This window comes from Labrenzia sp. VG12 (genome assembly GCF_002237595.1).
Classification (GTDB): Bacteria; Pseudomonadota; Alphaproteobacteria; order Rhizobiales; family Stappiaceae; genus Roseibium.
In genome coordinates this window covers 2,307,341-2,326,488 of sequence record NZ_CP022529.1, presented here as the reverse complement: position 1 = coordinate 2,326,488, position 19,148 = coordinate 2,307,341, and the positions used below count along the sequence as shown (strand labels likewise).

At 59.1% G+C, this 19,148-nt stretch carries 18 protein-coding genes and 1 pseudogene; 11 read left to right on the top strand and 8 right to left on the bottom strand.

The genetic code is table 11. The annotated features are described in order from the left end of the window. Positions 1-68: 68 nt before the first annotated feature. From CHH27_RS10885 to CHH27_RS10875, 3 genes are read right to left on the bottom strand one after another with little or no spacing between them, the layout of a single operon-like run. Positions 69-542 carry a hypothetical protein gene (locus CHH27_RS10885; protein ID WP_157738860.1) on the bottom strand — a complete coding sequence of 158 codons (474 nt, stop codon included), beginning with the start codon at positions 540-542 and terminating at the stop codon, positions 69-71. After that, positions 506-2,212 (bottom strand): SDR family oxidoreductase, encoded by a 1,707-nt coding sequence (locus CHH27_RS10880; RefSeq protein WP_094071608.1) that lies wholly within the window; start codon positions 2,210-2,212, stop codon positions 506-508. The genes CHH27_RS10885 and CHH27_RS10880 overlap by 37 nt, the downstream gene beginning before the upstream one ends. After that, positions 2,205-2,666 (bottom strand): thiol-disulfide oxidoreductase DCC family protein, encoded by a 462-nt coding sequence (locus CHH27_RS10875; RefSeq protein WP_094071607.1) that lies wholly within the window; start codon positions 2,664-2,666, stop codon positions 2,205-2,207. Before CHH27_RS10875 ends, CHH27_RS10880 begins: the two co-directional genes overlap by 8 nt. Before the next feature lie 317 nt (positions 2,667-2,983). On the opposite strand from CHH27_RS10875, the gene CHH27_RS10870 reads away from it, so the two are divergent. The 5 genes from CHH27_RS10870 (at position 2,984) to CHH27_RS10850 (ending at position 7,724) form a co-directional block, all read left to right on the top strand. After that, positions 2,984-4,243, top strand: coding sequence for a diguanylate cyclase (locus CHH27_RS10870; protein ID WP_094071606.1), 1,260 nt, complete (start codon positions 2,984-2,986; stop codon positions 4,241-4,243). A 329-nt stretch (positions 4,244-4,572) separates the two neighbouring features. Then, positions 4,573-5,787 (top strand): GTP-binding protein, encoded by a 1,215-nt coding sequence (locus CHH27_RS10865; protein WP_094074667.1) that lies wholly within the window; start codon positions 4,573-4,575, stop codon positions 5,785-5,787. Beyond that, positions 5,784-6,410: a DUF1826 domain-containing protein gene (locus CHH27_RS10860; RefSeq protein ID WP_094071605.1), complete on the top strand. Its 627-nt coding sequence runs from the start codon at positions 5,784-5,786 to the stop codon at positions 6,408-6,410. Before CHH27_RS10865 ends, CHH27_RS10860 begins: the two co-directional genes overlap by 4 nt. Before the next feature lie 155 nt (positions 6,411-6,565). Then, on the top strand, positions 6,566-7,510 hold the full coding sequence (locus CHH27_RS10855) for a glycoside hydrolase family 75 protein (RefSeq protein ID WP_094071604.1): 945 nt from the start codon (positions 6,566-6,568) through the stop codon (positions 7,508-7,510). Further along, entirely contained in the window at positions 7,482-7,724 is a 243-nt protein-coding gene (locus CHH27_RS10850) for a DUF1826 domain-containing protein (protein ID WP_208988817.1), read from the top strand. Before CHH27_RS10855 ends, CHH27_RS10850 begins: the two co-directional genes overlap by 29 nt. Positions 7,725-7,915: 191 nt before the next feature. On the opposite strand, the gene CHH27_RS10845 is transcribed toward CHH27_RS10850, so the two are convergent. Next, the gene (locus CHH27_RS10845) at positions 7,916-8,977 is read right to left on the bottom strand and encodes a saccharopine dehydrogenase family protein (RefSeq protein WP_094071602.1); all 1,062 of its coding nucleotides are present in this window, start codon (positions 8,975-8,977) and stop codon (positions 7,916-7,918) included. 228 nt (positions 8,978-9,205) lie between these two features. Between CHH27_RS10845 and CHH27_RS10840 the strand changes: the two genes are divergently transcribed. After that, positions 9,206-9,634, top strand: a complete 429-nt coding sequence (locus CHH27_RS10840) for an Lrp/AsnC family transcriptional regulator (protein WP_094071601.1) — start codon at positions 9,206-9,208, stop codon at positions 9,632-9,634. A 26-nt stretch (positions 9,635-9,660) separates the two neighbouring features. On the opposite strand, the gene CHH27_RS10835 is transcribed toward CHH27_RS10840, so the two are convergent. Beyond that, entirely contained in the window at positions 9,661-10,788 is a 1,128-nt protein-coding gene (locus CHH27_RS10835; protein WP_247646273.1) for a DNA cytosine methyltransferase, read from the bottom strand. Positions 10,789-10,889: 101 nt separating this feature from the next. Here CHH27_RS10835 and CHH27_RS10830 point away from each other — a divergent pair, with 101 nt between their 5' ends. Both CHH27_RS10830 and CHH27_RS10825 read left to right on the top strand, forming a co-directional pair. Next, positions 10,890-12,287, top strand: a complete 1,398-nt coding sequence (locus CHH27_RS10830; protein WP_094071599.1) for an ATP-binding protein — start codon at positions 10,890-10,892, stop codon at positions 12,285-12,287. Beyond that, on the top strand, positions 12,287-13,267 hold the full coding sequence (locus CHH27_RS10825; protein WP_371681843.1) for an O-methyltransferase: 981 nt from the start codon (positions 12,287-12,289) through the stop codon (positions 13,265-13,267). Before CHH27_RS10830 ends, CHH27_RS10825 begins: the two co-directional genes overlap by 1 nt. Before the next feature lie 3 nt (positions 13,268-13,270). Here the strand turns inward: CHH27_RS10825 and CHH27_RS10820 are convergent, their stop codons facing one another. Next, positions 13,271-14,158 carry a LysR family transcriptional regulator gene (locus CHH27_RS10820; protein WP_094071597.1) on the bottom strand — a complete coding sequence of 296 codons (888 nt, stop codon included), beginning with the start codon at positions 14,156-14,158 and terminating at the stop codon, positions 13,271-13,273. A gap of 75 nt (positions 14,159-14,233) precedes the next feature. On the opposite strand from CHH27_RS10820, the gene CHH27_RS10815 reads away from it, so the two are divergent. The 3 genes from CHH27_RS10815 to CHH27_RS10805 are packed head-to-tail and all read left to right on the top strand — an operon-like array spanning position 14,234 to position 17,348. Then, positions 14,234-15,292: a four-carbon acid sugar kinase family protein gene (locus CHH27_RS10815; RefSeq protein WP_094071596.1), complete on the top strand. Its 1,059-nt coding sequence runs from the start codon at positions 14,234-14,236 to the stop codon at positions 15,290-15,292. Then, positions 15,289-16,290 carry a 4-hydroxythreonine-4-phosphate dehydrogenase PdxA gene (gene pdxA, locus CHH27_RS10810; protein WP_256386432.1) on the top strand — a complete coding sequence of 334 codons (1,002 nt, stop codon included), beginning with the start codon at positions 15,289-15,291 and terminating at the stop codon, positions 16,288-16,290. The genes CHH27_RS10815 and pdxA overlap by 4 nt, the downstream gene beginning before the upstream one ends. After that, the gene (locus tag CHH27_RS10805) at positions 16,290-17,348 is read left to right on the top strand and encodes a cupin domain-containing protein (protein WP_094071594.1); all 1,059 of its coding nucleotides are present in this window, start codon (positions 16,290-16,292) and stop codon (positions 17,346-17,348) included. Before pdxA ends, CHH27_RS10805 begins: the two co-directional genes overlap by 1 nt. Positions 17,349-17,469: 121 nt before the next feature. Here CHH27_RS10805 and serA read toward each other — a convergent pair whose 3' ends face one another. Both serA and CHH27_RS28310 read right to left on the bottom strand, forming a co-directional pair. Then, positions 17,470-18,714, bottom strand: a complete 1,245-nt coding sequence (gene serA / locus CHH27_RS10800) for a phosphoglycerate dehydrogenase (RefSeq protein WP_094071593.1) — start codon at positions 18,712-18,714, stop codon at positions 17,470-17,472. Between the two features lie 144 nt (positions 18,715-18,858). After that, positions 18,859-19,105: pseudogene (locus CHH27_RS28310) on the bottom strand (ArsR/SmtB family transcription factor); the annotation flags it as partial. Positions 19,106-19,148: the final 43 nt, after the last annotated feature.

Genomic DNA, 19,148 nt, shown 5'->3' with positions numbered 1-19,148 from the left:
TCAGGATCGAAAGATTGTTTCAAAAGGTCTTGAAGTCAAACAAGAAATTGTCACTAGAGACAATGTTTTCAAGGTGCTTGTCTCTTGGTTGGGTCCGTGATCCGGGGTGGACGGACTTGGCGCGCATGCAGCTGAATGAGCACCAGACACGCGAGCCAAACGGCGAAGGAAAGCGGAAATGTGTAGGTTCGAAAGCTGATCGCGCCACCGACCACAGTGCCAATCCCAGGAAAGATGAGCGTTCCGATAAGGGCACCTGCCAGGATTGGGCAGAAAAACGCGGTCGCCGTGGCCAGTATCCATCCGTCTTGGCCCGAACGGCCGAAGCCACCGGAGAGAACAAAGCCAGCGGGAAAGCCTCCCGCGACACCTATCGCCGCGAAAAACGCCAGTTCTGCCCAGTTCATGGCTCGAGACTCGAGCAACATCGTTGCAATTGCGGTGGATACCGCTGCGCCGGCGCCGGCACACTCAATCGCAATTACAAAGCGCCATGCGTTTCGCTTCAACCAGCAGACCTGACGATCGTTGTTTTCCGGCATGCAGTCTCCTCCAGCTTTCCCTGGTAGCGCACCAGCAACCCGGCAAGGGGCAGCGATATGCTGACATCAAAGTGGAAGACACCGCCCCTGTCTGTCTCCGTTGCCTCGCTGACCGGCAGCAGCCAGCGCGGCAGTGGCAATCCCAAAACCCGGCCGCGTGCCACGGGAAAGGCCAGGGTTCCATGTTGGTCGTTCAGATGAATATCGAATGTCATCGGCCCGAACCGCTCTTGCACGATGCCGGTGCCTTGCTTGCCTTTCAGACCGAGTACGGAGGTGAAGACCTTGCCGCCAAAGTCTCGTTCCCAGATCTCGCAGTCACCGCGCCGCTCGATTGTCACCGAGACCGGTGTGCTGTCAGTCTGCGCTGGAAAGCCGACGATCCGGCAGACCAGTCTGCTCAGGAAAGAGCTGCCGCGCGTGACCCTGGCCTCGCCGGACCAGCAGCGCTTGTCGAAGACGGTGTGAAGATCCTTGACCGGCTCGGGCAAGGCCTCGAAGGCCAGGCCGAGCGCCTGCTGAAACAGGCAGGGCTGGCGCCTGGTCCCGACATGCGTGGTGACATTGAGATGACGCGTTGCTTCCGAGACTTCCTCCAGGGAGATCTCGCCGAGGTAGGCACGGGCTCCGGGGGGGACCGTGCCCTTGACCAGCCTTTGACACAGGATCGCAGCTGCAACGGCCGGAATATGCGGACCATCACCCGCTTCCGCGATCAGTGTCCACCGCCGGTCAAGCGGCTTGCCTTCCAGATCGAGCCCGGCAAGGCGCACTTCCATGCCGCCGCGGTCGGTGCCAAGAGGTTCCAGCCAGTCGGCGATTGTCTGCAGAGGCCTTGCCAGCGCTTCCAGCGAGCGCATCAGCCGCAGGCGCACCAGAAAGGACAGGGCCCAGAGGCCGAGATGCATGACGGAGAGTTCAAGTCCGGCGCGGAACAGAACGGTGCGAGCGCCGTATTTGTCCGGAAAAAGGGTGAGATCCGGGGCGCCTATGAAACTGGTCCAACGCGGTGGCAGGCTGGTCTTGTTCGAAGGGCCGATCCGGCGCTTTTCAAGGCCGGACCAGCCGGGAACAGAAACTTTAGCCCCGTCGCGAAAGACGGCAAGGGGCCGCCCGGTCTGGCCCAGGATGGCGCGCATCACGGAGAGGCCACGCGGGGCGCGATTGCCAGGCAGGATCGCACTCTCGATCAGGTCGAGGCGGGAGAAATCCTCGCGCAGCGCTTCAACCGCGGCAGACGAAAGCGCCGGAACGCTGGAGACGCCGGACAGGGCGGTCAAACCGGCCGCACCGGCCCTCTTCTCCAGAGCGCCGATGCCGGCCGTGAAAGCTGCATCGTCGGAGAGGTCCAGATAGTGGCTTTGGGCCGCAAGGGCGGCTTCTGCGACCCTGTACGGCGCCTGTTCATAGGCCTGAAACGGACCGGCGGCATCGACGGTCACGAACGGGGACAGGGCGTTGAGGCTCTGCTCAAAATCCGGGGCTGCCCGGTCCAGCACCGCAGGGCGGCCGCCATGGCTGCTGCAGAAGGCTTGTGCCCGGTCGAGATTGCGCCCCGCGACGACGACCTCAAGGTCTCCGCTTCGCAAGAGGGCCATGGCCAGCTTGCCGCCGAACACCCCATAGCCGCCGAGAATGACGATCCGCTTCCTGGACGGGGCGTCAGTCAAGCAATCGTTCCTTGAGTTCGGCGGACGGCATGGGGCAGGCGCGCTGGCCGAACCGGTAGCGGTTCCGCGCAATCCGGTCATAGAGCCAGTTGCCGATACCGGTGGGCAGCAAATCGAGCACCGTCAGACCCCGCCAGGGCCAGCCCAGGCTGCGCATGGCGGCAGTGAAGGAGGCCATCTTGATAAAAGCCTTGCCCTCAAGAAGAACAATGTTGGTTTCCATCAGATCCGGGTCGAGCCCATGGGCCTGGTACAGGGCGCGTCCGGTTTCCGAATGGGCATCGACAAACCGGAACCCGGCCTTTCTGTCATGCCGGGCCATGAAACGGGCAAAGCCGGAACACAGAATGCACACCCCGTCGAAGACGATCAGATTGCCTTTTGGCAGACCAGTCCGCGCCTCAAGGGGCGAGGGGGCTGCGTGGCCTTGGATGTTATTCGCCTGTTGCTGCATGCAGGGAACTCACTGCTTGGGCTGCAAGGATCTGGTGTGGGATCTCATACCAGTTTGAAGCCGTGTGGGAGCCCGCGATTTGCCGCAGTCCAGCCGGTGTTGCAGCATCATCAGGAAAACCGGGCTGCCGTGAGCGCAGGGATACCGTATTTCTCCGGAATAGGCGCGGTCCCGCATTTGCAGTATGAGCGCGCGGGGCGCAGAATTCTGCCGATTCGAATGATTTCCAGCGTTTGCATCGCCGAAACCGGTTTTGGTTTTCGCGATGAACGGGAATCGATGCATACATTATTTCAGTAACCAGATCCGGATTGTTCATGGCCACGTCCAACGCACTCCTTCTCTTCGCTCAGGCGGCTGTTTATTTCACCGTCATGATGAGCTTGCTCAGGGCGCGCAAGGCAATCGGCATCGGCGTGTTCATGTGCGCGCTGGGCGTCATGCATTTTCTGGAAACCTATCTCGCCAGCGTCTTTTACATTCAGCTGCCCTTCGGCATCGTTTCGCCGGGCTCGACGGTGCTGTTCTCCGGCAAGCTGCTGATGATCCTGCTTTTGTATATCCGTGAGGATGCACTGGTGGTGCGCCAGCCGATCTACGGCCTTTTGATCGGCAACTTCCTGATCGTCGGGCTGGTGATGATCCTGCGCTACCATGACACGGTCAACGTCACCAACGGCAACAGTCCGGACTTCGCCTTTATCGACGAGATGGGCCTTTTGATGGTCTGGGGCACGGTGCTGCTGTTTCTCGACAGCATCCTGATCATCGTTCTCTACGAGCGGCTCGGCGACTGGCTCGGGCGCCATCTGGGGCTGCGTTTTCTGATTTGCGGCGCCGTTGTGCTGACCTTCGATCAGGCCGGGTTCTTCCTGGCACTGCACTATGTCTCCGGCGCGCCCGGCCATGTGTTTTTCGGCGGCTGGGCCGCCAAGATGGTGGCAACCGTTGTCTACACGGTGCTGTTCGTCCTCTACCTGAAATATTTCGACACGGAAAAGGGCTGGCTGACCAACCGCCCGCTGAAGGATGTCTTCCAGGTTCTGACCTATCGTGAACGCTACCAGCAGCTGCTGGAAGCCTCCATCCGAGATCATCTGACCGGGGCGCTGGACCGCAGCCAGTATGACCAGAATGCACCGGGCATCCTGGAGCGGAACCTGCTTGCCGAGCGCCCCTTGTCCCTGCTCGTGATCGACATTGATCATTTCAAGCAGGTCAATGACCGGCTTGGCCACCAGGCCGGCGACGAGGTGCTGAAAACCGTCTCGCGGCTGCTGACCGACAATCTGCGCTCCGACGATCACCTTTACCGGGTGGGCGGCGAGGAATTCGTGCTGATGTGCGAAAAGCTTCCTGTCGACGGCGCGCTTTCGCTCGCCGAGCGGCTGCGCAAGACCATCGAACGCTTCACCAAGGTCTATCTGCCGGAGAAGGTGACCGTCAGTGTCGGTGTCGCGTCGGCCCCGGTTGACGGTCACACGGTCGAGGACCTGTTCCGGACGGCGGACCAGCGGCTTTACGAGGCCAAGGAAGCCGGCCGTAACCGGGTGATCGGCCCGGGGGCTGCCGCCTGACCCCAGGCGGTCAGGCCACCGGGCAGGTCACGCTGAGCGCCCAAGAGCGAGAACTTCTGCCGAACTCCAAACCTGGGCTGGCGTGCCGAATGAACCGCTCGACAGATTCCTGACTTCCAGGCTTTTGTGTCACCGCCCAGACAACCGGTGGTCTCCGCGTTCAGTCGTGATACCGCCAGGAAACGTGCGCGCCCCGCCTGCGGCCGGCAGACGCCTCGCTCGCACTGAGCACTTCTCGGGACGATCATCGAAACCAGCTTGCCAGCGAAACACCTATTGGTGTAGGAGGGTGCTATGTAATAACATAACATCTGATGGAGAGGGATGTCATGCTGGACAAACGTTTGCCCGTGACGGTGCTGTCGGGATTTCTGGGCGCTGGCAAAACCACCTTGCTGAACCGAATCCTGAACAACCGGGAAGGCCTCAAGGTCGCTGTCATCGTCAATGACATGTCGGAAGTGAATATCGATGCGGATCTGGTGCGGGCCGGCGGGGCAGAGCTCAGCCAGACCGAGGAAACACTGGTGGAGATGTCCAATGGCTGCATCTGCTGCACCTTGCGCGACGATCTCCTGCAGGAGGTGCGACGGCTCAGCGAAGCGGGCGCGTTCGACTATCTCCTGATCGAGTCGACCGGCATTTCCGAGCCGCTGCCGGTGGCTACCACGTTCGAATTTCGCGACGAAGAAGGCCAGAGCCTCGCCGATGTCGCCCGCCTCGATACCATGGTCACGGTGGTGGATGCGGTCAATCTGCTGAAGGACTATTCGAGCCACGACTTCCTGCGGGACCGGGGCGAGGTCCTGGGAGAGGAGGACGAGCGCACGCTGGTGCATCTTTTGACCGATCAGATCGAATTTGCCGACGTGGTCGTGCTCAACAAGGTGAGCGTCGCCGAACCGTCCCAGGTGGACGCTGCCCGCAAGATCATCCGCAGCCTCAATGGCGATGCCAGGATCCTGGAAACCGACTATAGCGAGGTCGCCCCGTCGGAGATCCTCAATACGGGTCTGTTCAATTTCGAAAAGGCCCATGAACACCCGATGTGGGCCAAGGAACTCTATGGTTTTGCCGAGCACGTGCCGGAGACGGAAGAATACGGCGTGGCGTCCTTCGTCTATCGGGCGCGCCGGCCCTTCGATCCGCAGAAGATACACACCTTGCTCAACAATGCGCTGCCGGGTGTCATCCGCGCCAAGGGGCATTTCTGGATCGGCAGCCGGCCGGATTTCGTCATCGAGTTTTCCCTGGCAGGTGCGCTGTCCAGCATCAGCCCGCTGGGCACATGGTGGGCCTCGGTGCCGCCCGAGAAATGGCCGAACGACCCGCGTGCCCATGATTATGCCCGCGCCCAGTGGGTCGAGCCGTTCGGCGACCGGCGCCAGGAACTGGTCTTTATCGGTGCCGGCATCGACTGGCCGGCGCTGAAAAGCCGCCTCGACGCCTGCCTGATCCCGGAGCTTCAGGGCAACGATCTTGCTGCCTTCGCCGCGCTGCCGGACCCGTTCCCGCCCTTCCGCCGGGCCGAGGCCGCGGCATGAGCCTGGCAGAGACCCGATATTCAGCCGGAGGCCGGTCGGCCCGCGATGTCCTTATCGGCCGCGAGCCGGATATTCTCGATGACATTCACCTGCCGTCGGTGGCCGCCTCGATCTGGGTGCGGACACCGGCGCCGGACTTCCAGGGCTGGATCGACGGACTTCCCGTCGATCAGCTGCCGGAACTGGCGACCGTGGTTCCGGTGCATCTCGCCGAGGCTGCCGTTCTGGCCGCTGCCGAAACGGCCGGAACGCCCGCCGGGCCGGAACTGGACATGCTGGCCGGCGACATCGGCGCCCTGGCCTTGATGGTGGCCAGGACCTTGCGGGTGGATCAGATCCGCCTCCGCCTGGATGTCTCCGAAGAGGTCATGTGTCCGAAATTTCACATCGACAATGTGGTCGTCCGGCTGCTGTGCAGCTATCGCGGGCCGGGCACGGATTATGTGCCGGAGGGAGCGGAAGGCGATCCCGGCCGGATCCGTCAGGTCCGCACCGGGGCTGTCGCGCTCTTTCGGGGGCGGCTCTGGCCGGATGCGGACAGCACGGGCCTCCTGCACCGCTCGCCCGCTGTACCCAAGGACATCGGCGCAAGGCTGCTTCTGGTGATCGATCCGGTGGTTTGAAGGTTCCAAGTCAATGTTCAGGTTGTTTTTTTTAGTATTCAACCAGAAGGGGAGTTGTTAGGTTGTGGTTCTGAAGCTAGGCGTTTGATTTGCCTTGCTCGTTGAATTGGGAAAACGCGTACTGATTTTCCGGTTGGTATTTAAGGAACTGCATTATGAAAAATTTGAAAAAATCTGCGCTCGCCTTCACGCTCGCACTCACGTTTGCAGCAGATGCTGTTGCGCGTGAGTGTCAATACTTGGGCACCATTGGTCAGGGGGGCGAGTCTGCCAAAGTCTACAAGTCAGATGGTGATGTTCTTTCCTTTGTTGGAGATATGGATGTCAACACCGACGGCGCCTTGTCCTCCTATGGCATTGAAGACCTGGGATACAAGAACGCCAACGATAAGCTCGACACCAACAGTTCCCTGAATGTGATTTGCAATGGCGCGAATATTCGCAAGCCGAATGGAGAACTGCTTTACGGAACCAGCCGCTGTTATGATCTCATTCGCGAATTTAAACGAATTCGCAAGGAGGGCTGGTTGAAGCCGAACGAAAATTTTGTCTTTTTCTACGGCATTGAGGTGAGCAAGAAGACCTATGTCGAAAAGCCTGACGGCAAGAAGATCCTACGCGGCGTCCCTTGTGAAAAGGACGGGTTTTATGTTTCTCAAGTGGCAAAAATGCTGCCAGGCGGCACTTATGGCGACTGCAAGCCGGAAAAATGGCTGGATGCCTTGAAAATCCCTGCAATCGTGGTCCCGCGGACCGGCATCATGGCTGACAATGGTGTCGGTCAGCACGATCTGGCCATTGTGCGGCTCAAATCGTCAGGCGACTGGGTTGGAGCAATTGTTGGCGACACCAATGACAGCAAGGTTGGTGAGGCCACGGTCAATCTTGCGGCGCGGCTGCGAGGCAAGCCACTGCCTTCGACGTATCGCAAAGTCATTGGTCTGGCCTTGGGGGCTGGAACAGTCGAATACATCGTTTTTCCTGGTACCGCCGGTGATATTCCGGACCTGTCGAATTCAAGCGATGCGGCAATTCAGACCGCTGCCAAGGCACTTTTCGAAAAACATGCCATTGGAGACACTTCGCCCGTTTGCCCATAACGGCGAATGCTTCTTCAGACTGTTGCTGATTGTCAGAAGGACGGTTGCGGAAGGCGATCCCGGCCGGATCCGTCAGGTCCGCACCGGGGCTGTCGCGCTCTTTCGGGGGCGGCTCTGGCCGGATGCGGACAGCACCGGCCTCCTGCACCGCTCGCCCGCCGTGCCGAAGGACATCGGCGCAAGGCTTCTACTGGTGGTTGATCCGGTGGTCTGAGCCCAAGGGAAGGACAACAAGTGTGCCGCCACCCACCATTGTCATCCCGGTTTGGCGCAGCCAGGACCGGGATCCAGTCATCGCCGGCTTCTTTTTTTGATCGGGGCCGTTGCGGCGAACCGGCCCCGGATCTGCGTTTTGCCTGTCCGGGGTGCCAGGGAGTGGTCTTGCTTTCCGGCCGGTAGAGAGGCTTACCCTGCCGCGTAAAGCGAGCCCGTGCGTGTCTTCAAGAACGCCTCCAGCGGGATGTCTTCCTGGCGCAGGAAACCGTGGTCCGGCAGTTTGCCGTCGCGCACCATTTCAATGACGGCCACGACGGAGGCAGAGGTCGTCCAGGCAATCGCCGTGCGCATCTTGCCGCCGATCTCGAGGGGTTTATAGGCGCGCACGAATTCCTCGCGGCGCGGCCGGCCGTCAATCGTGCCCTCCGAGGCCACATGCACATAAACAACATCATTGTCGGTGGGCGGTTTGGCATGGACCAGGATCTCGCCGGCTTCCTGGCGCCGTTCGCGCATCAGGAGTTCGTGGAAGAAGAAATTCATCAGCTCCGCATGGCCCGGGTAGCGCATGGTCTTGTAGTCGATATTGGCGACCTTGCCGAGATAGGTCTCGCACATGGTGCCGAGGCCGCCGGAGGTGGTGAAGGCTTCCAGCTTCATGCCGTCGATATAGATGGTTTCCAGCCATTCCATCGGCGAGACCCATTTACGCACGCCATCCTCGATCACTTCGCAATCGTTGAGATACTCGTTGACGACACCGTCCGGTGACCAGTTGAAGGCATAGCCCATCAGCCCGGTCGGATTCTGCGGCAGCGCGCCGACACGCATGCGGCAGGAGCGGCAATCATCAAAGTCGCCGATCTGCTTGGCGCCGACAATGCCGACAAAGCCCGGCGCGAGACCGCATTGCGGCGCCATCAGGCCCTTGGCGGTTTCGCTCATCTCGATGATCGCCTTGGTGGTCGGCACGTCTTCGGTCAGGTCGAAATAGTGAATGCCGGCGGCATGGGCGGCGGTCGCAACGCCGACATTGAGCTGGTAGGGCAGGCAGGAGAGGATCGCGTCGACATCCGCGACGATCTTTTCCAGGCTGTCATAGGCCTTCAGGTCTGCCGAGCGAATGTCAAACGGCATTTCCTCGCGCGGGGCGTGCTGGTCATAGGCGATGACCTCAAAGCCGCTGTCATGAAGAAGCCGCGCCGCCAGCGCCCCCACCTTGCCCAGACCCAGTACCGCGATTTTTTTCATGTCTCTGCTCCCTGGCGAAAGGCGCCCTTCTTCGGAGCTGCCCTTGCCCGATTGTTCCCCTGACGGCGGGTTTCCACCCGCGCCGAAGCGCGGGCCGAAAACGCCCGTTGGGCCTATTAGGAGCTGATTTGATGCCAAACAAAACGGCAAAAAACTTTTCAAAAAGCTAGTTTTCTGACATTTTGTCAGACTTGGTGTGGCCCACAAACCCGGCTTTCAGGAAACCATATGGACGATCTCGACCACCGTTTGCTTCACCTTCTGACGCGCGATGCCCGCATGTCGGCGACGGACCTGGCTGAAAAGCTTGGTGTTTCGCGCGGCACGGTGCAGAACCGGATCGACCGGCTCCAGCACCAGAAGGTGATCCACCGCTTCACGGTCGAGCTCGGCCCTTCGGACGAGGACCACCAGATCAGCGCCTTCACCCTGATCCGCCTCACCGCCGACGACGGCCGCGCCACCCAGGCCGCGCTCCGCCGCATCGAGGCGATCACCGACATCCACACGCTCAGCGGCGCGTTCGATCTGGTCGCGGAGCTGCGTGTGCGCTCGCTGAAACTGCTGGACAGGACGCTGGACGAGATAAGGGCTCTGCCGGAAGTGGCGGAGACGCAGAGCCATATCAGGCTGGCGTCGGCGGGGAGGAGTTTGTGAAATTGAGTTCAAACATACTGAACGATTCAATTTGCCATGACTGCCAATTGTTGATCGTCAGATTGTTCTATCTCAGTCCTGGAAACCCCCAAGGCGATTGATATTGCTTTCAGAATGGCTTCGGAGAACAGTGGGTTCACGCTATTCCCAATCATCCTGTGCGCGTGCCACTTGGTAGGATGGAAATCAAACCAATCGGGGAAACCTTGAATTCTTGCAGCCTCGCGTACCGAAATAACGCGGGGGGATTTGTAGTGAATAGGGCGGGCTGACTGAAAAGACCCGCGATCTGCCCCGGTTCCAGCGCGAAGTGTTCGCGCTGGTTCATTGGGGTCGAGGCGAAAGAAGCGACTCGTTTTTTCCGTTTTTCCTTGAGCAGTTTTTGCAAACCGTCGTTGCACTTCTTCTGAATGTTGCGTTGCTACAAAGCCGCTGACTTGACCGTTATTAAAAGCCTCAAGTTTCGCGCGATCACCCAAATTTTTGGATCTGCGGTTCACTAGGCTAATGTAAGGTGACTCAAAAAACCCGACATTGGCGATGTCCTTATCTCCGGGTTCGGGAAGTCCTTCAAGAGCCTGCCATACAGTTGCTGGTAGGGATCGATGTTTGTTGACTTGTTCAAAGGATAGGTTGTCTACATCGAGCGGGTCATAGCCAATTACAATTACACGTTTTCTGTGAGTGGCAGCTCCGAAATCGGCAGCATCCAGAATGGTTGGAGGAAGAATGGTGTATTCAGTGGCTACTCGGTCCAAAGCTCGTTCAAGCATCTGAATACTGGAGCGATCAAGCAACCCTGGTACATTCTCCATCATGAATGCGCGTGGTTGTAGTTCGGCGACAATCTGAAAGAAGCGATCTAGTAAATCGTTTCTTGGATCGCTTTGATTTCGTTTGCCAATGTAGCTAAAGCCTTGACAAGGGGGGCCCCCGATCACAAGGTCAGGCCTACCCTTATAGAGGGAGCTGAGTGAACGGGGATCAACTCTCGATAGGTCAAGTTTGGCGGTTTTGCATTTTGGGAAATTCTTTGAGTGAGCGGCAGCGGCATGGCCATCTAATTCAATAGCGATTTTTGGAGGAAGGCCCGCACGTGCAGCACCAAGTGAGAGGCCACCGCAGCCAGAAAATAGATCAATTACAGTTACCATGTTCAACCATTACATCATGGAGTCGGGCCTGTCGATCGGAAATCGACAAGTCAACCAGCTAAACAGCAGAATTTTTTTAAACGAAATCTGAGGGCGCTCAAATGACAATAAGAACAATCGAGGCGGGACCATCCAAGCGGTTTTTTGTAGAAATGCTGCCGAGGGACATTAGCCTTGAGCATGCTGTGCTTGATTTGATTGACAACAGTTTGGATGGAGCGATTCGCCAAAGGATCGACAAAATACGTCTTAACCATCCGGCACCCTACCAAGACCTTTTTTGTGAACTCAGTTTTTCGGCTGACAGCTTTGAAATCAAGGATAATTGCGGTGGAATACCAGCGGATCGTATCGAAGCGGCTTTGAAGCTCGGAAGAGACGATCCCAGCATCGACAACGACAAGCCGACTATTGGAATGTATGGCATCGGTATGAAGCGATCCATTTTCAAAATCGGTGCTGATTCTACTGTGATTTCCAGAAGCACCTCAGCTACCACTCGTGTCCATTACGATAGAGCTTGGATGGACCCGGGAAATCCTAGTTGGACGCTTGATTTGGACGAGACAGCTCCAGTGAGAGATGGGCACGGTGTGACCATCGTTGCAAATGAGTTATGGCCAAATATTTCGAGAACATTCTCATCCAAGAGCTTTTTCGATGACCTCGTTCGAACAATTTCGCGCTACTACGCTTACGTCATCGAGAAGGGATTTTCGATCATCGTAAACGGCAAGCGGATTCCAGCGCTACCGATTGAGTTTCGGTTTGATGAGCGGAATGTGTCACCCTTTTACTATGAGGCAACGTCTGGCGATGTATCGGTTAGAGTTATCGTGGGTTTGTTCCGAAAACTAACAAAAGAAGATGAGCGCGAAGAGGCAATAACCTCAAATGATGGCTTGGAAACTGGTGGCCTAAGAGCCGGAATTACCGTCGTGTGCAATGATCGAGTAATTAAATACGCAGATACTTCTGCTGTTACAGGTTGGGGGATGGGGGCTGTTCCTAGATACCACCCTCAATTTCGTTCTATTGCGGGAATTATTATCTTTGAATCAGACGATGCGCGAACACTTCCTGTTTCAACTACAAAAGGCGCGCTTGATTTGGATGATGGTACTTACGTCGTTGGCCTCAATGCAGTCATGGAAGGCATCAAGATTTTTACGGACTATACAAACAAGGCAAAAGGACGTGAAGAAACCACCGATGCGGTTATTGATTCAGCCCAAAAGTATTCAATTTCTCAAGTAACTAACACACTTAGATCATCTGCTCGCGTAGTCCGAAACTCCAAAGGTGCTGCTAAGAAAGTCACTGCGACCTTACCGACCATAGAACAAAGGAACCCGATTGGTAGAATAGCTTTTACACGAGATAAATCGGAAATCGAACGTGTTGCAGAGCTGCTTGGTCTCAGCCCAAGTGAAAAGCCAGGGGTAGTTGGCGAGCAAGTATGGACCGATCTGGCCCGAAAACTCAGGGTGATTGATTGATGCCAAGCAACTATTCAATCCGACCGAACAAGCATGTTGATCGAGAACTTTTCGTTGAATTGGTTGGCCGAACTCTCTCAAGCACACAGGTGGACAGGTGCGCATACATTTCGATGGGCGGTCCACAGATGACAGATCAAATTGCTATGTATCGAAGAAATGGCATTTCGAAGCTCTATTCGTTTGATGCTGAACAAAACATTGTTTTAAGACAAAGATTCAACGCGCCTACACATGAGACAATATGCGAAGCTCACTCTGCGGCTGAACTTCCAGCAAAACTAGATGATATCAGCTATAAGCTTGATGTTGATCGAGTGATTGTATGGTTTGACTATACTGGGGCGAGGCAGCGAGGCGTTCAGTTAGCAGAGTTTCAGTCTCTGCTAAAGTCACTTTCAAGCGGTGACATAGCAAGAATTGCGATGGATGCTTCGCTGCCGCCGGAGAAGTTTAAGTCGGAGTTGCCCGAAAACATTCGAAATCAGCATTTTCCAGCGATGAAAGCACTTCTGGCACGCGAGCTTGGAGAATACCATCCCGAAGATTTTGAACTTGAATCTCAAAACGACATGCCGAGATACCTATCCAAGTGTATTGAACATTTGTGTGATAGGGCTGCCGAAATGGATCCAAATGGGGAAGTGTCATTTTGCCCGATGCTGCAAACTTGTTACACCGACAGTGTACCTATGTTTACAGTAACAATCCTTGTGCAAGATGCTAACAAGACTCCTGCTGCACCAGACGGTTTTAGTTATCTCGCAAATGATTGGGGTGACATCGAGAGTCTAGAAGTTCCAGAGCTTACAGCTCGGGAAAAATCTTATTTGGATCGGCTACTTGACCGCAATGCGGATGAATTAACCAGAGAGTTAGGATACGATATCGCGCGCGCAGCGCAGATGCCGAGACAGTGGACTTCATTTAAGAAGTTTCATCGCTTTCTGCCACAGTTCCAACATGTTGAGATTAAATAGAGTCTACTTTAGGCCGTCCTCCGACACCTCCCTGGACACCTCCTCCAGCCACCCCACCAGCACCTCCGCCTCTGCACTCAGCGCCCCCTGATGGATCAACGCATATCGCGACCCATCCGCGCTGAACCCGTACGGCGCCACCAGCCGGTCCCGTGCGATGTCATCCAGCGCCACCACCTCCGGCAACAACCCGACCCCGAGCCCGCTTGAGGCGGCTTCGGCCACGAGGAAGTGATGGTCCAGTTCGCGGCGATCTTTCGGGCGCGGGGCGTTCGGGTGGTCGGCGAGCCAGCTGTCCCAGGCGTCGGGGCGGGTTCTCGAGATGAGCGCGTTGTAGTCGCCGGCGGTGAAGCGAGCGTGCATTGCGGCGGTCATGACCGGGCCGACCCGTTCGGGAAAGAGCGGGCGGACGGTCCAGGCGGGGTCAAGCGGGAAATCCAGGCGGCGGAGGGCGAGGATGCCGGCGTCGCGGTGCGGATCCATGGCGCCGCCGCCAACCGACAGATGGATGGCGATCTCGGGATGGGCCGCCTCGAAGGCGGCAAGGCGCGGGATCAGCCAGCGCATGGCAACGGATCGTTCGCAGGAGAGCAGGACGGCGCCGGGGCCCTCCTGCTGTGCCTCCCGGATTGTGGCAATCGTGCGGGTGAGATCATCGAAGCTACGCCGGCAGGTATCGCTGAGGGCCTCGCCCGCCCCCGTCAGCCGGATACCGCGGCCGTCCCGTTCCAGAAGCGGGGCGCCGACGGCCTCCGACAGCCGCGAGACGCGGCGGCTGACTGCGGCATGGGTGAGGGAGAGCTCTTCGGCGGCGGCCCGCACGGAGCCGGTGCGTGCGGTTGCATCAAAGGCACGCAGATCGTCGAGATAGGGGAGGTCAGAGCGTTTCATTGGTGATTTCTTGTCACATATTTTGGTGCCAAATCATTGCTTGTCCTGCAAGACACTTTCGCAGACGTTACCAGTATGACTTCAACGAGCCCACCCCTTTTCGGCATCCTGGCCGATGATCTGACAAGCGCCGCAGATGGCGCTGCGCCCTTTGTTGCGCGTGGCCTTCGGGCAAGTGTCGGCCTGGGCCACGTGCCGCAGACGCAGCCACAATCACAGGCGGAGGTGATCGCCGTCGACATGGCAACACGCTCCCTGCCGGTCGCAGAGGCGATGGCCCGGGCCGCGAGGTTCGCTCGCTCCCTCAATAGCTGCCGGTTTCTGGTGAAGACGGTCGATTCCACGCTGCGCGGCCATGTGCGCGCTGAAATCAGCGCCGCCTTTGCCGCCAGCCGCCGCCAGCGCCTGGTTCTGGCGCCGGCTTTTCCCGCAGCAGGGCGGGTGACGCGGGACGGCGTGCAGCTGGTGGCGGGTGTCCCGGTGGCCGAAAGCCCCTATGCCAATGACCCGGTTCATCCGGTCAAAAGCTCGGAGCTGGCGGAACTGGTGCCTGATACGGTCCAGGACGTCACCATCCTGAATGCGGACACCCAGCAGGAGCTGACCGCCCGCGTGGCGGAGATTGACGAGCCGGAAACGGTGCTCTGGGCCGGTTCGCCCGGACTGGCCACCGCCTTGTCGCAGCTGGTTGGGGCAGGGAACAGTCCGGACACTTGTCCAGGGACGTCCGGTGACGTTCTTGTTGTGGTCGGCAGCGCCAATCCGGTGAGCGCAGACCAGACGGCAAGGCTGGCCGGGTTTCCAGGCGTTACCGTCCTGAGCGCGCCGCCGCACCGGGGCGATCCGCACGAGACGCTCGCGGCCTTGACGGGCGATGCCCTGACCGAGCTTCAGACCGGCCGTTATGGCGCGCTTCTGGCAACGGGCGGCGATACGATGACAGCCCTTCTGGAGGCTGCTGGCATCGGGCGCTTTGCGCTTTTTGGAGAATTCGAACCCGGTTTCCCGTCGGCGCAGGCAACATATGAAGGGCGACCGCTTGTCCTTGGATTGAAGGCAGGCGGGTTTGGCGGGCCGGACACGTTCCGGCACGCTGTTGAATGTCTTACCCGAAACAAGGAGCGCAGCGCGTGACCCGGCCCCCACTTGTCATCACCATGGGCGATCCGGCCGGCATCGGCCCGGAAATTGTCGCCAAGGCCTTTGCTGCCGGCAAGGCTCCAGACTGTGTTGTGGCCGGAAGTCCTTCGGTCATGAAACGCGCCGTGCAGCTTGCCGGGGCCGATCTGGCAATCCGGGAAACTGCCTCGTTTGAAGAGGGGCGTCCGGAACCCGGTGTGATCAACGTTTTGCCCGTGTCGCAGGACGCAGAATGTGTTCCCTTAGGTAAAGTGTCTGCGGCCGGTGGGCGGGCCGCGTTCGAGGCGGTAATCACCGCGATCGACCTGGCAAAGACGGGGCGCGCCTCCGGGATCGTGACGGCGCCAATCAACAAGGAGGCGCTGTTCTCCGCCGGGCTTACCTATCCCGGTCATACGGAAATCCTTGCCGAATGTGCCGGTGTGGAGCGGGTGGCCATGATGCTCGCCAATGACGAGATCCGCACCGTGCTGGTGACCATTCATCTCTCCCTCCACGATGCCATCAAAAGTGCTGATTTTTCAGCGCAGATGGATGCCATCCGCCTGGCTCAGTCGGCCTGCCTGGATCTGGGCATCGCGGCGCCGCGCATTGCCGTTGCGGGCCTGAATCCGCATGCCGGGGAAGGCGGGCTGTTCGGGCGGGAGGAGATCGAGATCATTTCGCCCGCCATTAACGCCGCGCGCGCTGAGGGCATAGACGTGACGGGCCCCTGGCCGGGAGACACGGTGTTCATGGCGGCCCGGCGCGGCAAGTTCGATGTGGTGGTTGCCCAGTATCACGATCAGGGGCTGATCCCGGTGAAATATCTGGGTGTGGAAACCGGCGTCAACATCACTCTCGGCTTGCCCTTCGTGCGCACATCGCCCGATCATGGCACCGCGTTCGACATTGCCGGGCAGGGGGTGGCCGATGCTGCCAGCCTGTCCACCGCCATTGCCTATGCGCATCGCCTCGCCGCGACGCGCCGAACCAGCGAGGAGGCAGCCTGATGGGCCTGCGTTTCATTTTCATGCTCACCCGGGACGACCGCACCGTGCCGGAGGCTGCCAGCCATCTGGAAACGGCACTTGAACTTGGGGTGCGCCATATCGGCTTCAAGGATATTGGCCTGCCGGTTGAAGACCTGAAGGCGCTCAACGCCCGGATCAAGGCAAAGGGGGCGACGTCCTATCTGGAAGTGGTCAGCCTGGACCGGGACAGCGAAACCGCATCGGCGCGCGCCGCCGTCGACATCGGGGTCGACGTGCTGCTGGGCGGAACGCGCGTCACGGACGTTCTGCCGATCCTGAAGGGGACAAAGATCGAATATTTTCCGTTTCCGGGGCAGATCACCGGGCATCCGAGCGTCCTGGAAGGCAGCATCGAAGAAATTGCAGCAAGTGCGCGCGCGCTTGTCGGCCATGACGGGGTGCATGGTCTCGACCTTCTGGCCTACCGGTCGCCGCTGCCGGACATCCCGGCGATGATTGCCGCCGTCTGCGAAGCTGCCGGCAAGCCGGTGATCGTTGCCGGGTCCATTGCCGACCGGGAGCGCATTGCAGCCGTGCAGAACGCAGGTGCGGCCGGTTTCACAATCGGCACGGCGGCGCTGGACGGAGCCTATCCGGCAGAAGGCACGGCGCTCGCTACGCAGCTTGCAGCCATCGTCCGCGATGTCGCGGACCTGAACGGGCACCTGTCGCCCTTCGGCAAGAAGAGCCTGGACCGGGCCTTCGGCTCGTTTGAAGACACCTGGTCACCGCGTATCGCGGGGCAGATCAACAACATGCAGATCAAGCTCGCCAAGTTTGCCGGCGCCTTCACCTGGCATTTTCATGAGACCGAGGACGAGCTCTTTCTGGTCCACCGAGGACGGCTTCTGATGAAGTTCCGGGACCGTGAGGAAATCCTGGAAGAGGGCGAGTTCATCGTGGTTCCCCACGGCATCGAACATTGCCCCGTGGCCCTGACGGAAACCTGCGAGGTCGTTCTGCTGGAGCCCGGAACCACGGTCAACACCGGCACGGCATCGAATGAACGCCGGGTGGACAAGCTGGCCGAGGTCTGAGGGGGCCGTCCGCCTCTGCAGTCTTGCAGCACTTGTCCGAAGTGAGGTGCTGACGGGATGGCGTGAAACAGAAAAGCCCCGGTCGGTGACCGGGGCTTTGCTTTGTTCTGACTGCAGGCGGTTACACCCGGTTGAGCAACCGCGCGCGAATGGTGTTCGGCAGCTGGCGGATCTCTTCCAGGATCTTCACCGGGTCCTCGACCGGGCTGTCGACATCCAGCACCACATAGCCGATGTCGGAATGGGACTGCATGTACTGGGCGAAGATGTTGAGATTGTGCCGTGTGAAGAGATCGTTCAGCGTGCGCATGGCGCCCGGTGCGTTGTGGTGCACCTGGATAAAGCGCGTCGCGTCGATGCCCTTGGGCAGCTGGACCTGGGGGAAAGACACCGCGCCGATGGTCGAGCCGACATCGGAATATTCCACCAGGCGCTTGGAGACTTCCTCGCCGATCCGGGCCTGGGCCTCTTCCGTCGAGCCGCCGACATGCGGCGTCAGGATGACATTGTCGAGGCCGCGCAGCGGTGAAATGAACTCGTCCTTGTTGGATTTCGGTTCGACCGGGAACACGTCAATGGCGGCGCCTGCCAGATGGCCGGATGTCAGCGCTGCGGCGAGGGCGTCGATGTCGATCACCTTGCCGCGGGCGTTGTTGATCAGGAACGCGCCCTTTTTCATCTTGGCGATCTGATCGGCACCGAACATGTTGCGCGTTTCCGGCGTGTCCGGAACGTGCAGGGAGACAACGTCGGACGCTTCCAGCAGCGCGTCGAGGCTTTCGGCCGGCGCGACATTGCCGTGCTGCAGCTTGTCGACCAGATCGAAATAGATCACCCGCAGGCCCATGGCCTCGGCAAGGTTGGAGAGCTGCGTGCCGATATTGCCGTAGCCGATGATGCCGAGCGTCTTGCCGCGAACTTCATGCGAGCCGGTTGCGGTCTTCAGCCAGCGGCCTTCATGGGCGGCGGAGGATTTCGGGAACACGCCGCGCATCAGCATGACGATTTCGGCAATCGTCAGTTCCGCGACAGAACGGGTGTTTGAGAACGGTGCGTTGAAGACCGGGATGCCGCGGGTCAGGGTACCGGTCAGGTCGACCTGGTTGGTGCCGACGGAAAAACAGCCGACGGCAACGAGGCTCTTGGCCGCTTCCAGGACCTCTTCGCTCACCTGGGTGCGCGAGCGGATGCCGAGCATCTGCACGCCCTGGAGCTTCTCGATCAGGGCGTCCTTTTCCAGCGCGCCGGCAAGGACTTCCACATTGGTGTAGCCGTTCTTTTCAAGAACCGCGTGCGCGGTCGGCGAGATGCCTTCCAGCAGCAGCCAGCGGATCTGGTTTTTCGGTCGGGAGAGACCGTGCATCATGGCGAAGTGCCTTTTGATCTGATTGGTTTGGATGGCGCCGATCCGGCGCCTCTGACGCGGGTGTCGTATACGCGCTCCACCGTGTCGCGTCTAGGTGGGCGGGGCAGAAAGCCGCGCCATTGCGCGCAAGAAAAGCGTTTGGTTTCAATTCGGCGGCGTTTCGAGATCGGTTTTGAGCCGGGTCAGCAAATTGACGGCATTTTCCGCGCAATCTTCGATCCAGCGATCATAAAATTTCTTGATCGGCAGGGCGTTGAGATGATTCCACCGCTCACGCCCCTTGCGCTGGACAATGATCAGGTCTGCTGCCTCCAGCACGTTCATGTGCTGCATCACCGTACAGCGGTCCAGTTCCGGGGAAAGCCGCGCAGAGTGTTCCGGTGGTTTGCGGAAAACGTGCGAATTCCTGTTACCAACGATTAAGTGCTGGGGCG

Bases quoted from the DNA above. Each gene is read 5' to 3' on its own strand.
- CHH27_RS10885 (WP_157738860.1), bottom strand. From the start codon at position 542: ATGCCGGAAAACAACGATCGTCAGGTCTGCTGGTTGAAGCGAAACGCA.
- CHH27_RS10875 (WP_094071607.1), bottom strand. From the start codon at position 2,666: ATGCAGCAACAGGCGAATAACATCCAAGGCCACGCAGCCCCCTCGCCC.
- CHH27_RS10870 (WP_094071606.1), top strand. From the start codon at position 2,984: ATGGCCACGTCCAACGCACTCCTTCTCTTCGCTCAGGCGGCTGTTTAT.
- CHH27_RS10865 (WP_094074667.1), top strand. From the start codon at position 4,573: ATGCTGGACAAACGTTTGCCCGTGACGGTGCTGTCGGGATTTCTGGGC.
- CHH27_RS10860 (WP_094071605.1), top strand. From the start codon at position 5,784: ATGAGCCTGGCAGAGACCCGATATTCAGCCGGAGGCCGGTCGGCCCGC.
- CHH27_RS10855 (WP_094071604.1), top strand. From the start codon at position 6,566: ATGAAAAATTTGAAAAAATCTGCGCTCGCCTTCACGCTCGCACTCACG.
- CHH27_RS10845 (WP_094071602.1), bottom strand. From the start codon at position 8,977: ATGAAAAAAATCGCGGTACTGGGTCTGGGCAAGGTGGGGGCGCTGGCG.
- CHH27_RS10840 (WP_094071601.1), top strand. From the start codon at position 9,206: ATGGACGATCTCGACCACCGTTTGCTTCACCTTCTGACGCGCGATGCC.
- CHH27_RS10835 (WP_247646273.1), bottom strand. From the start codon at position 10,788: ATGGTAACTGTAATTGATCTATTTTCTGGCTGCGGTGGCCTCTCACTT.
- CHH27_RS10830 (WP_094071599.1), top strand. From the start codon at position 10,890: ATGACAATAAGAACAATCGAGGCGGGACCATCCAAGCGGTTTTTTGTA.
- CHH27_RS10825 (WP_371681843.1), top strand. From the start codon at position 12,287: ATGCCAAGCAACTATTCAATCCGACCGAACAAGCATGTTGATCGAGAA.
- CHH27_RS10820 (WP_094071597.1), bottom strand. From the start codon at position 14,158: ATGAAACGCTCTGACCTCCCCTATCTCGACGATCTGCGTGCCTTTGAT.
- CHH27_RS10815 (WP_094071596.1), top strand. From the start codon at position 14,234: ATGACTTCAACGAGCCCACCCCTTTTCGGCATCCTGGCCGATGATCTG.
- CHH27_RS10805 (WP_094071594.1), top strand. From the start codon at position 16,290: ATGGGCCTGCGTTTCATTTTCATGCTCACCCGGGACGACCGCACCGTG.
- serA (WP_094071593.1), bottom strand. From the start codon at position 18,714: ATGATGCACGGTCTCTCCCGACCGAAAAACCAGATCCGCTGGCTGCTG.